The organism is Gemella haemolysans ATCC 10379, from assembly GCF_000173915.1.
GTDB classification, from domain to species: Bacteria; Bacillota; Bacilli; order Staphylococcales; family Gemellaceae; genus Gemella; species Gemella haemolysans.
The window spans coordinates 70116-84860 of record NZ_ACDZ02000013.1; the positions used below are offsets into that span (position 1 = coordinate 70116).

Consider the following 14745-nt stretch of genomic DNA (forward strand, 5'->3'; position numbering starts at 1 on the left):
TCATATTTTCCATAGATATTTAATATTTTATATTAATCTTTAATAAAATATATACTCTCATTTTAAAAAATATGAAAGTTTACATAAACAAACATTCGTTTTATACGAACTTTAACTTTATTTTCATCTATAAAAATTCGACTGAAATAAATAAAAAATTCTTTAAACACTATACTCTCATAACTATTTAAAGAACTTTTGATATTATTTTGTATCCTCTGGAATAACTCCCATTAATTTTAACAATTTATCCCATTCAAAAAGCATCTGTAAAGCATATAGCATTAAGAACAAATAAACCATTTTTGTAATAGGAAAGTCATGATAATCAAAAAAGAAAAATCTTAAAAAAATAACGAATATTAATGAGACAGAACATATTTTAAAATGTTTATCTCTTTTTATTTTCACATTAAACAAAATAAGAAATATAGGAATTAAACTCCACCTTGCTAAACTTACTGATATATCCATAATTTATCCTCCTTATAAAAAACAATCCCTCTTACTACTATAATTTCTACTTACATTATACCATATAGTTAACATAAAATAAAACGTTTCCAACGTAATTATACAAAGTATAAATTCTATATTATGTAAAAAATATCACTAAGAAACATTCTATATCTCTTAGTGATACACTCTTTATTATAATATTTTTGAGAAGAATTCTTTAGTTCTTTCTTCTTTTGGATTATCAAAGATTTCTGATGGACTTCCTTCTTCTAATACGACTCCTCCATCCATAAATATTACTTTATCAGCAACTTCTTTTGCAAAGTTCATCTCGTGAGTAACTATTAACATAGTTAATCCTTCTTCTGATAATTCTTTAATAACATCTAGTACTTCTTTTACCATTTCTGGATCTAGCGCACTAGTAGGTTCATCAAATAGTAATACTTCTGGTGAATTAGCTAATGCACGTGCGATTGCAACACGTTGTTTTTGTCCACCTGAAAGACTGTTTGGATAAACATCTTTTTTATCTTCAAGTCCAACCCTTTTTAGTAGTTCTACTGCTTTTTTCTCTATATTTTCAGTAGTATCATCTCCGAAAGTTTTTGGAGCAAGTGTAATATTTTCTAGTACACTCATATTTGGGAATAGGTTAAAGTTTTGGAATACCATTCCTACTTTTTTTCTATATTTATTAATATTTTGTTTAGTAATATCTTCCCCATTGTATAAAATTTGTCCACTTGTAGGAGTTTCTAATAAGTTTACACAACGTAATGCTGTACTCTTACCACTACCACTTGAACCTAGAATTACGATTTTCTCCCCTTTTTCAACACTGATGTTTACACCTTTTAATACTTCTAATTTCCCGAATTTTTTATGTAAATCTTTTATTTCTAATAACAATTTCTTCACCTACTTCGTTAATTTTTTCTCTAAACGTTTTACCAATAGTGATAATATTGATGTAATTATAAAATATATTGCAGCAGCTACTAAGTATGGACCAAACGTTTGGTATGTAGCATTTTTTACAGTGTTTGCTGTAAACATGATATCTGCTACTCCTACAAAGTAAACTATTGAAGATTCTTTTACTAATGAAATAAACTCATTCCCTAAAGCTGGTAAGCTATTTTTTAGAGCTTGTGGTAAGATGATTAATTTCATAGTTTGGAAATAACTCAATCCTAAAGAACGTCCTGCTTCCATTTGTCCTTTATCAATGGCTAAAATTCCTGAACGGAATATCTCACTAACATATGCACCAGAGTTAATTGAAAGAGCAATTATCGCTGACATAAATGGCGTGAATGAAATACCAATTTCTGGTAGTGCGAAATAGATAATCATAATTTGCACTAATATTGGGGTATTTCTAATTATTTCTACATATATTGCTGCTATTACATTAAGTACTTTAAAAGTACTAATTTTTGCTAAACATACTACAATTCCAAGTATTAATCCTACTAATAATGCTATAAGTGAAACCTTTAACGTTGTTACCGTAGCTTCTAAATACATCGTGTAATAATTTGGAAGAAAATCAAACATTCTATTTTATACCTCTCTTTTATTCGCTTTGTGCAGCAACTTTAGCGTATTTATCAAGCTCTTTTTCAAATGCTTTTTGATCTTGAATTTCTTTAATTACTGCATTTACTTGTTCTAATAATTCTTTGTTACTATCATTTTTTCCTTTTTTGAAAACAATTGCCATACCAGTTGCTTCTGGATCGTTATCTGCAGTAAATGAACTAATTTTAATATCAGTGTATTTGTTCATTGCAATTTTTGCAACGTCATCTGGAATTAATACTGCATCAATTTTTTTATTTTTAAGATCTTGTAATAAGCTTGGTACATCAGTTAACGCTTGGATATTTTTATCATCCATTTTTAGTTGTTCTTTAGCATAAGTTTCATATGTTGAACCTTTTTGGACACCGATTTTTTTGTTTTTAAGATCAGCTACAGATTTGATTTCTTCACTATCTTTATTTACTACAAAAATACCTTTACTTGTGTAATAAACATCTGAGAAATCAACCGCTTTTTTTCTTTCCTCTGTTGGATTTACACCAGAGATTACCATATCAACTTTATTAGCATTTAATGCTGCAATTAATGAATCGAATGCCATTTGTTGAATTTCAACTTGAACACCTAATTTTTTAGCAACTTGCTCTGCTAAGTAAATATCAGCACCAACAACTTTTTTATTACCATTTTCTGTTGTTAAAAACTCATACGGAGGATAGTCTGGAGAAACTCCTAATACTATTTTATTTTTCTCTTTAACTTCTTGTAATTTGTTTTTTGTGTTACTACTTGAGCATGCTGTTAATATGACTACTGTAATAATTGATGTAATGAATAATACTAATTTTTTCATTGTCTTGTCTCCTTTTTTCTTTATTCCATTATACAACAATAGAAAAGAACAAATTATAAATAAAAAAACTCCTTGCAGCTAGTTATCCTAGCTACAAAGAGACGAATTTTCGCGGTGCCACTCTTTTTGATATACTAAATCTAAGAAACATACTGTCCATAATCTGTATGTAGAGGCCCGATACAAATAAAAAAGTCTTTTTATAATTTCCTAGGAAACTATAAAAAGACGAAATCAATTCCGCGTTGCCACTTTTCTTGGTATTTAGCATACCCACTCAATCTCTTTAAGGCAGAGTTACCAATTATTTAATAATTGCCTAAAAAGTGCGTTCATCTAGAAAAATTACTAACCTCACACCAACGTTAGCTCGCTAAAAATTTTTTACCAAATTACTATTCTTTTCTAAGGTTTTAGTTTTATTGTTAATTATTTTACACCTTAAGTATTTTCTTGTCAAGTAAAATATTATTATTTTTTATTTTTTTTAACTTATTTCATTTTTTTGCATATTAAAAAAAGAACTCAATGTTTGTCACTTCATTGAGTTCTATACTTATTTCGAAAAATTATTTATTTAATAGATTATACAATGTTTTAACATGTACTCCTGTAGCACCTTTTGGAAGATATTTTTCCGCTTTTGATAAATATGCTGTTCCCGCTATATCTAAGTGAATCCACGGAACATTGTTCGCTACGAAGTTTTCTATGAATAATCCCGCAGTTATTGTTCCTCCAAGTCTTCCTCCTGTGTTTTTTACATCAGCTATAGAAGATTTATTTAATTCTCTGAAGCTATCATCAGCTGGCATTTGCCATACTCTTTCTCCCGCTTCTTTCGCCGCTTTGCTTAGTTCGTTATAGAATTCTTGGTTGTTTGTTACTGCACCTGTGTAGAATTCACCTAATGCTACTAAGCATGCCCCAGTTAATGTAGCTAAGTCTATTACTTTGCTAACTTTTAATTTTTCAGTAGCATAGTATACTGAATCTGCTAAAGTAATACGCCCTTCTGCATCTGTATTTAATACTTCTACAGTTTTTCCTGAAAGTGTTGAAATTACATCACCTGGTTTATAAGAACCACCAGCTATCATGTTTTCACATGCACCAACAACTGCAATTACATTAGTTTTTAATTTTCTAGTCGCAACTAGTTTCATTGTTCCAATTACAGTTCCTGCACCACCCATATCACAGTGCATTATGTCCATACTATTAGCTGTAGGTTTAATTGAGTAACCACCTGAATCATAAGTTACACCTTTACCTACTAATCCAACTACTTCGCTTTCCTCTGGATTATTTAAGTATTTCATAACAATAAATCTTGGTTTTCTATCTGATCCACGTCCTACTGCTAATAACCCTTTTAATCCTAATTCTTCACATTGTTTTTCATCGTAAACTTCTACTTCAACACCTAATGCTGATAATTCCTTACTAGCAATATTAGCAAGAGTTTCTGGATATAAGTACTCTGCTCTTTCATTTACTAGATCACGTGAGAAGAATACTCCACTCATAATATCACGAGCTTCATTTACTACCTCTTCTAAATTCTCTAGATTTTCTTCTGTAGATAAATTAATCGTAACTTCTGGAGATTCTTTTCTATCTGATTTATACTTATCAAATTTATAAGTTGCATGTAATGCACCTTCAACTGCAGCATTTACAAGCTTTTCAGTTGAAACACTCTCAACTTTAGGTAAAGTTACAAATACTTCTAATTCTTTGTTACTTTCTAATACTTTAACTAGTTTAAAGAATACTTCTCGTACCTTGTCTTCTACTAGTTCTTCTTTTTTTCCTAATCCTAAAAGTATTTCTTTTTCTCCATTAAAAGGGAGATTAGCATATACTTCATTAAGTTTTCCAGAGAATAATTCTCTTTCTTTTGTATATTCTAATAACTTACTTTCGTATGCTTCATTTTCAAATATTGGTGTTACTTTTACACCTGCTTGTTTATTAGTAAAAAATTTCATAATTTTCACCTCGTACTTTGTACGTCCCTTCTTATCTTATATTTTCTAAAATTTGTTTGGCTACTTCCTTAGCTTCCAATACTGTATTTTCAAGAGTTGTACCTTTTTTAGACTTCCCTATAATGAATACATTCGGATATTCTTTTTTCATATAATCATTAAACTTGTTTATATTTTTATTATATTTCTTACAGCGAAATCTATAATTATCTTTCACCTTACTTACGTAGTATCTACTTACTTTACCTATCGTTCCATGGACTTTAGTCAATTCTTTTTCAATTATTTCGATTATTTCAGAATCACTTTTATCCATTAACTCGCTAACCGCTTTTTCTCTATTTATATAAGCTCTAACTATTTGTATACCACTCATTTTAATATCGATCCACTTATTACTTACGTACTCTAACTTTGTAACATATTCACTATCGTCTTTTGGAAAAATTATTTCTCCAATTTCACGATTAATATGTAATTCATCTCTCTTATAAACAAGCGTGACCACTATGTTAGAAACATATTTCATATCTGAATAAAATTCAGTAATTTTTTCATCTTCATTAAACCACGGTAAAAAATTCTTTTGATTTAGTGTAAGTATTACATAGTCATAATAATATATACTACCATTTGAATGAACTAGATACTTATCACCTTTTTTTTCTATTTTTTCAACCTTACGGTTTAACTCTAAAAATACTTTATCTGAAAAATTCGATTCTAGAGTCTCTATAAATGATTTTAAAGTAAATTTTAGTCTGTATTCTGAACCTACAGTAATATTATCTATAACGTTCCTGTCATACATATCTTCTAAAATTTTATTAATATCTTCTTTTTGAATTGTCAAAAATGATAGTTCCGGCATTAAACTTACCATACTTTGCTTAGAAATATCACTTGCATAATGACTTGTCAATAAAGGCTCAATTAACTTATCATAAATTTTCTCATTGATTATAACTTTAAAAAATTCTTCAACTGTTAATTCCTTTATATCTTCATCTTCTAAAGTATTATACATATTATACATAATAGATAGTTTTTCTTTAAAAGTGAATAAATCTGACAATAACAACTCTCTTTTATCTAAAGGTACCCCGTAAAGCATTTTTTCTGGTAGGTATTTAATACCTTCTTTTGTAAAAAATACTTTTTTAGTCATACCACTTTTTATTAGATATCGATGCAGACCTAGTTCTATCATTAAGTAAAATAGTACACCTTGTTCGCTAATTGAATTATACCATCCATTATCATAAATTTCCTGACCTAACTGAAATTTCCCAAACCTGTCATTAGCAAATTCTATATCTCTTTCTATTAAATCAATATTGAACTTTCTTGAGTTTGCTCCTGAGAACTTATCTAGAAAATAAGCACAGCTCACTCCTGATAAATCTCCTCCTATTATTGCTATGTTTTTCATGATATTACCTTCTATTTTACTTTTTCAATAAAAATCTTAGCTATAATATTAGCTAAAACTACCGATGCAATAATTATAACTATAGTCATTCCTTCAAAATTACTAAATAATAGTGCAAATAATGCAAGTAATATTGTTGTTATTAACATTACAACAGTTAATAATTTCTTAAAGCTATCGATTTTAATACTTTCATCAACTGGTAATATACTATGCCAAATATTATTACTCATCTGTTTATATAGAGGAACAAGCTGAATAATTGTTAGATAACTATAAGATATTATAACTACTGCACTAACATAAGGATTTTTAAAACTAAAAATTATTAATCCTGATAATAGCATAAGCCTTAAAGCTAAAAACACTGTATTTTCCTGTCTTAAAAAGACTCTATAATAATAATATTTAAAACTATTTTCTTTTGTGAAATTGTCTTTAGTTAATTTAGGTAATAATGCATCAAAATATTTTCTTCTAGCTACTTTTACCCCGCTTAATGGTACATCCACAAACATATTCACGAATTTCAAGTAACTCTCCATACGATGCTTATCATACTCAGCCGCTTCATTCCATTTAACAACTAGCTTTTCTTGATCTTCTGAACTCTTTGAGCCCGTAGAATTCTTAATAACATAATATGCGCAGAATGCCAAGCTAATTATACCAGCCATATCAGCTATATGAATATAAGTATTAATTATGAATACTGCAATTATCTGTATAAAAGTCACTATAAATTGTAAAATTTTAATCCAAATAATTTCTTTATAGTGAATAACTTGAACGTATTTTAATAAATTGTTTATTACAATTACCATAAGCAGTAAACATATAGATAATTTATCAATATTTCCAATAATACTAGTAATAGGCTTAACTGCAAAATAAAAGATGACAAACGCTATAATGTGTGTTACCGATACATTTATAACAGTTTTTCTACCAACGTTTTTATAGTACTTCTCTAATGGTAATAAAAACACTGCATCTGCTTCTTTTATATACGTTTTAATCTTTGTACTTATCAAATAGTAACTAAATGCTAATGATGCAGCTATAAATACTGAGTATAATTCAAATTGGCTCGCCACAGCTATCCATTTAGAATAATTAATCAATACTGCTCCTAACACAATAATAAGAAACATAATTAGGTGCGAATTAAAAATATACTTACTATAGGTTAGTTTTAACTCCTGCTCTTTCTTGCGTCTATCCGCAAAGATATTCTCAATATTACTCATTACTATCTCTCACTGTTAATGATAGATAAATTTCATCTAAAGACGCACCTGCCATATTAAATTCGGCCCTTAGTTGTTCTAGATTACCATTCGCTAGAATTTTTCCTTCGTGAATAATAACGAAATTGTCACAATACTTTTCTGCTGTAGCTAGTATGTGCGTAGACATCAATAAACTAGCTCCATTATCTCTTCTTTCACACATTAGATTAATTAAGTCATTAATTGCAATCGGATCAAGTCCTAAAAACGGCTCATCAATTATATATAAACTCGGTTCTGATAAAAAGGCACAGATAATCATTACTTTTTGTTTCATACCTTTTGAAAAGTGTACTGGGAAAAATTTCTTCTTATCGCTTAGTTTAAACAGCTCTAGTAATTTATCTGCTTTTTCCCACGTATCATCTATATCTAATCCATAAGCCATTGCTGTTAGATTTATATGTTCTTCTAGTGTTAATTCTTCATATAAAACAGGCGATTCTGGAATATAACTTATGCTCTTTCTATATTTTTCATTATCACGAGTAATTGTAATACCATTAACCTTTATCTCACCTTCCATAGGTCTAAGTAATCCCAATATATGTTTAATTGTAGTACTTTTACCAGCCCCATTAAGACCAATTAGCGCTGTTATACTACCTTTAGGTATTTGTATATTGATATTATCTATAATCTTTCTACGATTATATCCACCACCAAGATTGCTAATTTCTAATACATTAGTCATTTTGCTTATCTCCTCTTTTTAACTTTTCTAATATTTCATCAATTTGTTGAAATGTGTCTTCTTTACTATAACTATTATTTATAACAAAATCACCTAATGCTGCTTTTTCCCTTGGACTCATTTGACTTTCTATACGCTTAATAGCCTCTTCTTTTGGTAAAGAGTTCCGCGTCATTAATCTTTCTAGTTGTACATCTTCATCTACATATACAACTGCTACTTTTTCTACCAAGTCTACAAAATTAGCCTCATATAATAATGCTATATCCAAAAAGACCAGATTTTCATCTTTATGTTCTTCTTGTAATTTTAAAATTAATTCTTTAATTTTAGGATGAATAATACTATTTAAGATTTTTAAATTGTCATCATTACCAAAAACTAACTTACCTACTTTTTCCCGACTTATTTCATTATTTTCTAAAATTTCATCACCGAATTTTTCAGCTAGTTTTCTTTTCACATCATCGCTAGTAAGTGCAACATGTCCAAGTTTGTCAGCATCAATAATGGTATAGCCCTTAGCTATCAAATAGTCTGATACAGTACTTTTTCCACATGCTATACTTCCTGTAATTCCAATATTCAAATTATCATCTCCATTAAATTACTTAAATACAATTTTATCATAAACTGCAAGCATTTACCATAGTTTATAAACTATTCAATCTCTTTACTAAATAACTAAAGAACATACTTTAATATAAAAGAAAAGATTAACAAGTTTATAACTCATTAATCTTTTTTCAATATTAATTATCCTTTATATGGATGAATGTCCATTTCTTCTAGTTTAACAAATTTTTTCTTTGTCACCATTTTAAATACTATATACATTACTACACCTATAGCTGGACAAACTAAATTATATGACATTTTCACAAATCCACCTGTCGCATAGTCAGCTATTAACTGTAGTAATATTATTGTTGCAAAAGAAATTAGAGCAATATAAGATCCTACAACACCTGTTTTAGCAGTATAAGGAAGAACATCTTCCGCTTTTTTCCCTTGCTTCATAATTGCTCTTCTCAAGCGAATTTGAGATATTAAAGATACCATCCAAATTATCATTACTATAATTCCTACCATCGATAGTAACATATAGTACCCACTTGGATTTAATCTTTCAAAAATGAAACATAGTACCATATATACTGCTGAGAAAGTTAACGCAAATACTGGTACTGAGTTAGTATTTAATTTTTTAAATACTTTAGGACCATAATTGTGCGAACTTAATGAAAATAGCTGTCTACTAGAAACATACATCCCTGAGTTTGCAGCAGATAGAACTGATGTTAAAATGACCGCATTCATAATAACTGCTGCTACTTCTAAACCAATATTTTGAAATACAATTGTAAATGGCGATGCTGTTACATTATTAGTATCTAGTAATCTTGGATCATTGGCTGAAACTATTGAAGATATAATTAACATTGTAGCGATATAGAATATCAATATTCTCCAAAACACTTGTTTAACTGCCTTAGGCATTGTCTCTTTAGGATTTGGTGATTCACCTGCTGTAACAGCAACTACTTCCGTACCACCAAATGAGAATGCTGCAGTAGACAGAACACCAAATAATCCTAACATACCAGTGCTACTTGTTTTTTCTCCATTCTGGATAAAAGTATGAATACCAGCTTCACTATTTCCAGTAGCTCCAAAAACAATTGCAACTCCTACAATTAAAAATGCAACAACTGTCATTACTTTTATAATCGTTATCCAGTATTCGACTTCACCAAATACTTTAACACTTATTAAGTTTAATAAATACAATAATACTAAAAATATAATACAAATCGAAAACGTTGAAAACTGTCTAAAGAATTCCCAGTAGTGTAATATTTTCGATAATGTTATTATGTCTACACTTGCTACTAATATCCATAGAATCCAGAATAACCATCCAACTCCAAATCCAACACCTGGATCTATAAATCTTGTTGCATATGCTCCGAATGAACCTGAAACTGGATAAAATGTCGCCAATTCTCCTATAGAAGCCATTAAAAAGTAAATAATAACTCCAATTAATGCATAAGTTAAAACTGCTCCGTAAGAACCTGCTTTACTAACTACCGCTCCACTTGCCATAAATAATCCGGTACCTATACATCCACCTATAGCTATCATACTAATATGACGAGCTTGCAGTTTTCTTTCCATCTTTGAATCTGCCATTATTTTCATCCTTTCATTAATTTATTATATAAATATAGATTATACAAGATTTAATAGCATTTGTAAATAAATTTTCAGACTTTTTCTGAGAATTTTTTCAATTTTTCTACTTATAACGTAGTTGTGCATTTTTTGAAAATGATATCGTCTATCATCTACAAAAATTTATTTTTATATTTTAAAATATAATATATTTATTAAAATGCTTATAAATATATCATTTTACATCAGTTAATTATAAGATATTTATTATATATTTTATATAAATTTATTTTCTACGTATCATTTTAAGAACTATATAGAAAGCATTTACAGAATTATTCTTTATGATATAATTTTTGTATAAGAATATATTAGATATATTAATGTTAGGAGGCATTATTATGACAACATTTTATAATGAAGCTAGGGAGTTTGCAAAAAAATATATTGATCCTATTGCAAAAGAAATAGACGAACAAGAAAGATTTCCTGAAGAAGTCTTTAAAGAGTTAGGAAAAGCAGGATATTTCAAACTTATGATACCTACTGAACTTGGTGGATTAGGAAAAAATATGCAAGAACATGCAGATGCTTGCCGTGCTTTTGCTAAATCAAGTGCTACTGTAGGTCTATGTTATATGATGCATAATGTTGCACTAAACTGTGTTCTTTCTTATGCCGACGATAATCTAAAATCAAAAATTTGTAGAGACATCGTTGAAAATGAAAAATTTATGGCACTTGCATATAGTGAATTGGGGACTGGAACACACTTCTATATCTCAGATGTCAAAACTGAATTTAAAGATAATTCAGTAGTATTTAATGGACTGAAAAGTATGGTGACTTCTGCAGAATTCGCATCTTATTATCTTGTTCTTACTCCTTCAGATGTTGAGGGTGGAATTGACAACTGGGTGTTCCCTCTAGGTAGCGATGGGCTAGAATTCAAACCTTCTACTTGGCACGGTCTAGGAATGCGTGGTAATGTTTCTTGCCAAATGGCAATTAACGATGTTGAATTAAATAAAGAACTACGTATTGGTCAAGCTGGATCAGGAGTTGACCAAGTATTCACTATTGTAGCAACATACTTCATCACAGGACTTGCTGCTGTCTATAGTGGTCTTTGCGAAGCAATACTAGAAGAAGCTGTCGCACATACTACTAATAGAAAATATCCTGATGGAAAATCTCTAAGCGAAATTGAAACAGTACAAATTCATCTTGCAAAAATCTATAGCCAAACTAATGCAGCGGTTCTTGGAACAAACGAAGCAGCTCGTAGTTTCTTAAATAAAGATGCTGATATGCTAGCTAAAATCTTATCAGCTAGAATTTTTGCTAGTGAAGCTGCTATTGAATTAGCCCGTCTTGGTATGCGTGTTGGTGGTGGTAAAGCATATAACCGTTTTGGAAATATGGAACGCTATCTAAGAGATGCATTCGCAAGTCATATTATGGCACCTAGTGTTGATGTTCTTACAATCTGGTTAGGTAAAGCAATCACAGGACAACAATTACCATAGAATATTTTTCTGAAATAACTCATATAAGAGGCACCTAAAAGTCCTAAAATTTCAAAAGTTTATATGAGAACTCATAAGCTTTGCAGGGTGACTCACCAAAATCTATTTTTATCGAAATCATGATTTTTGAGTCATCTCATATTTTTAAAATATAATTTAGAAGAGGTATATTATTATGACAAAATTAAAAGTTGGAGCTGTTATTTATGATCCTAAGGTTACTGTAATTTGGGGAATTATTGCAAAATTTTTTGAAGATGAAAACTTCCCTATTGAACCAGTTTATTACAAAGATTACAAAGGTCAAGTTGACGGTTTATTAGCTAAAGAAATTGATGTAGCTTGGAATTCTCCTTTAGCATGGTTAGATACTCACCTACGCACTAACGGAACTGCTTTAAATGGTTCTATGCGTGATACTGACCGCGATCGTAGTTCCTATTTAGTAGTAAAAGCTAATAGCAACATTAACTCTATTCAAGACTTAAGAAATAAAACAATAGGTTTTGGTGCAATTGATTCACCACAAGCTAGATTAATTCCTATTAATCACCTTCACAAACTTGGTTTAGAATTTGGAAAAGATTATACTGAAAAACGATTTGATATCGGTGTTGGGCTTCATGGTGACCATGTTGGTGGAGAACTTGATTCAGCAGTTGCTTTAAAAAATGATGAAGTTGCTGCTACGTGGATGTTAGATTTAAACTATAATGCATGGATTGCAGATGGAACTCTAGATGAAAATCAGGTGAAAATTTTATCAAAAACAGATTTCTTTGATCACTGTATCTTCTCAGGACATCCAGAATTAGACGTAGCTCATTTTGAAAAATTTATAGAAGTATTACACAAAATGGATTACAATAATCCTGAGCATAAAGAAATGATGGATATGGAAGGGTTAAAAGAATGGGTTTCTGGTCGTACTTCTGGATTTAAACAACTTACTGAAGCCAATGAATATTTAGATTTTTTTAAAGAGTTTCATGGTGAATAATTATGACTAATTCATCTTTCTTAGTTTCTCTTCTTGGCAGTATGCCTCGTAGTAAAAAACTATTAACCGCAAAACGAAAATTAAATAAAGGAAATATCGACTTAAAAACATATCAAGAAATCTTAGATGAAGAAACAAAATATGTAGTTGAACTTCAAGAAAATAATTATATTGATATAATCACTAGCGGTGAACTAAATCGAGATAATTATGTTTCATTTATCGCTGAACGTTTGGACGGTGTTACAATGATGAGTATGGCTGATATGTTTGATTATATTGAGGACAAACAAGGTTTTGAACAAATACTAGAAATATTAGACGTTCCTGCAATTAGTATAAAAAATGCAATTTGTACAGGAAAAGTAAAATATAATAAACCTCTGGTAGCTGATGAAATGATTGAACTAAAAAAATTAACCGATAAGAAAATCAAAGCAACATTACCAGGTCCTTATTTAATAACTAGGTCCATGTGGTTACCTGCTCTATCGAAACAATATTACGATAGCAAAGATTCTCTAGGAGAAGACATAATTAAAGTATTAAAAGAAGAAATTGATTCATTAGCAAAAATAGGTGTTGATGTTATTCAATTTGATGAGCCTGTATTAACCGAAGTGGTATTTTCTGAAGGTAAGACAAGATCTTTTATGTGTGCAGCATTATCTGAGAAAAAAGATCCTACTGAAGAATTAAAATTTGCTACTAAATTAATTAAATCTGTAATTGATTATGCCAAAGAAAAAGAAATATTAGTTTCTCTTCATGTATGTCGTGGTAATTGGAGTCGTGATGAAAGTATTCTACTTACTGGACCGTATACTCCTCTACTTCCACTATTCGAAGAAACTCTTCCTAATATACTTACATTAGAGTTTTCTACTCCTCGTGCTGGAGAAATATCTTCATTATTCAGTAGTACTCTAATAAGAGATAATTGTATCCTAGGATTAGGTGTTATGAATCCAAGAACAGAAGATATAGAACCATTAGAAGATATCCTAAATCGTGTAGAAGAAGTAATGCAATATATTCCTAAAGAAAGAATTTGGTTAAATCCAGACTGTGGTTTTGCTACATTTGCCAATAGACCCGTAAGTACAATGGATATAATCGATAAAAAATTAGCTCGGCTAAATGAAGCTAAAAATACATTGAGGAATTTGTATGACTAATTTATACGAATCAAATAATTATGACCTTAGTTTTAGAGGGATTTTATCAAATAATAATTTTAAATTGTATACTAATAATGATACTATTACTATTTCAAGTGATATTAACTTTGATATAAATTCAGATTATAGAAGTAGTATAAATTATTTAGCTTCTTCAATACTTGGTGGTATAGCCCATACCATAATAAACGAAAGTAAACATTCTAATATAGATATTGAAGAACTTGAGGGGAAAATTCATCTAGTACTAAAAAATCCTCTAACACTATTAAATGTTAGAGGTTATAATGAAGAACCAAAAATTGATAGTTGTGTAATCACATACTATTTATATGCAGATATTGATGAAACAAATCTTATAGAATTTTGTAATTTATCACTAAAAAAATCCTTTATTTACAATACACTAAAAAGTGTAATAAATTTTGAAATAAAATTTATTCTAATTGATTAAAAGACAGGGTGTGATTCAAAAATCATGATTTCAGAACAACAGAAATCGATTTTGTAGAATCACTCCCTACCATTTAATATGTGTATGTATTTTTAGTCTCCTTTCTCATCCATTACAACATAAAAAAC

General features: G+C 29.4%; 14 protein-coding genes and 1 other annotated feature. Of the genes, 4 read left to right on the top strand and 10 right to left on the bottom strand.

Annotation, left to right across the window (positions count from 1 at the left end; genetic code table 11):
* Window positions 1-204 precede the first annotated feature (204 nt).
* From GEMHA0001_RS05570 to GEMHA0001_RS05615, 10 genes are all read right to left on the bottom strand, one after another.
* A complete protein-coding gene (locus tag GEMHA0001_RS05570) occupies window positions 205-474 on the bottom strand; it encodes a hypothetical protein (RefSeq protein ID WP_003144812.1) in 270 nt (89 codons plus the stop codon).
* Between the two features lie 177 nt (window positions 475-651).
* On the bottom strand, window positions 652-1371 hold the full coding sequence (locus GEMHA0001_RS05575; RefSeq protein WP_003144821.1) for an amino acid ABC transporter ATP-binding protein: 720 nt from the start codon (window positions 1369-1371) through the stop codon (window positions 652-654).
* A 9-nt stretch (window positions 1372-1380) separates the two neighbouring features.
* On the bottom strand, window positions 1381-2022 hold the full coding sequence (locus GEMHA0001_RS05580) for an amino acid ABC transporter permease (RefSeq protein ID WP_003144755.1): 642 nt from the start codon (window positions 2020-2022) through the stop codon (window positions 1381-1383).
* 19 nt (window positions 2023-2041) lie between these two features.
* Window positions 2042-2863 carry a transporter substrate-binding domain-containing protein gene (locus GEMHA0001_RS05585; protein WP_003144793.1) on the bottom strand — a complete coding sequence of 274 codons (822 nt, stop codon included), beginning with the start codon at window positions 2861-2863 and terminating at the stop codon, window positions 2042-2044.
* A gap of 221 nt (window positions 2864-3084) precedes the next feature.
* Window positions 3085-3280: a binding site (T-box leader), on the bottom strand.
* A gap of 152 nt (window positions 3281-3432) precedes the next feature.
* Window positions 3433-4857, bottom strand: a complete 1425-nt coding sequence (locus GEMHA0001_RS05590; RefSeq protein ID WP_003144770.1) for a leucyl aminopeptidase — start codon at window positions 4855-4857, stop codon at window positions 3433-3435.
* 31 nt (window positions 4858-4888) lie between these two features.
* On the bottom strand, window positions 4889-6289 hold the full coding sequence (locus GEMHA0001_RS05595; protein WP_003144769.1) for a protoporphyrinogen/coproporphyrinogen oxidase: 1401 nt from the start codon (window positions 6287-6289) through the stop codon (window positions 4889-4891).
* An 11-nt stretch (window positions 6290-6300) separates the two neighbouring features.
* Window positions 6301-7539 (bottom strand): ABC transporter permease, encoded by a 1239-nt coding sequence (locus tag GEMHA0001_RS05600; RefSeq protein ID WP_003144754.1) that lies wholly within the window; start codon window positions 7537-7539, stop codon window positions 6301-6303.
* Entirely contained in the window at window positions 7532-8275 is a 744-nt protein-coding gene (locus GEMHA0001_RS05605; RefSeq protein ID WP_003144806.1) for an ABC transporter ATP-binding protein, read from the bottom strand. The genes GEMHA0001_RS05600 and GEMHA0001_RS05605 overlap by 8 nt, the downstream gene beginning before the upstream one ends.
* Entirely contained in the window at window positions 8268-8864 is a 597-nt protein-coding gene (gene coaE / locus GEMHA0001_RS05610) for a dephospho-CoA kinase (RefSeq protein ID WP_003144775.1), read from the bottom strand. Before coaE ends, GEMHA0001_RS05605 begins: the two co-directional genes overlap by 8 nt.
* A gap of 167 nt (window positions 8865-9031) precedes the next feature.
* Window positions 9032-10471 (bottom strand): amino acid permease, encoded by a 1440-nt coding sequence (locus GEMHA0001_RS05615; RefSeq protein WP_003144781.1) that lies wholly within the window; start codon window positions 10469-10471, stop codon window positions 9032-9034.
* A gap of 383 nt (window positions 10472-10854) precedes the next feature.
* On the opposite strand from GEMHA0001_RS05615, the gene GEMHA0001_RS05620 reads away from it, so the two are divergent.
* The 4 genes from GEMHA0001_RS05620 to GEMHA0001_RS05635 all read left to right on the top strand — a co-directional run bounded on the left by GEMHA0001_RS05620 (window position 10855) and on the right by GEMHA0001_RS05635 (window position 14617).
* Window positions 10855-11982 carry an acyl-CoA dehydrogenase family protein gene (locus tag GEMHA0001_RS05620; RefSeq protein WP_003144855.1) on the top strand — a complete coding sequence of 376 codons (1128 nt, stop codon included), beginning with the start codon at window positions 10855-10857 and terminating at the stop codon, window positions 11980-11982.
* Between the two features lie 175 nt (window positions 11983-12157).
* Window positions 12158-12982 (top strand): phosphate/phosphite/phosphonate ABC transporter substrate-binding protein, encoded by an 825-nt coding sequence (locus tag GEMHA0001_RS05625; protein ID WP_003144850.1) that lies wholly within the window; start codon window positions 12158-12160, stop codon window positions 12980-12982.
* Window positions 12983-12984: 2 nt separating this feature from the next.
* Window positions 12985-14160, top strand: a complete 1176-nt coding sequence (locus tag GEMHA0001_RS05630; protein ID WP_003144839.1) for a cobalamin-independent methionine synthase II family protein — start codon at window positions 12985-12987, stop codon at window positions 14158-14160.
* Window positions 14153-14617, top strand: coding sequence for an OsmC family protein (locus GEMHA0001_RS05635; RefSeq protein WP_003144844.1), 465 nt, complete (start codon window positions 14153-14155; stop codon window positions 14615-14617). Before GEMHA0001_RS05630 ends, GEMHA0001_RS05635 begins: the two co-directional genes overlap by 8 nt.
* Window positions 14618-14745 lie beyond the last annotated feature (128 nt).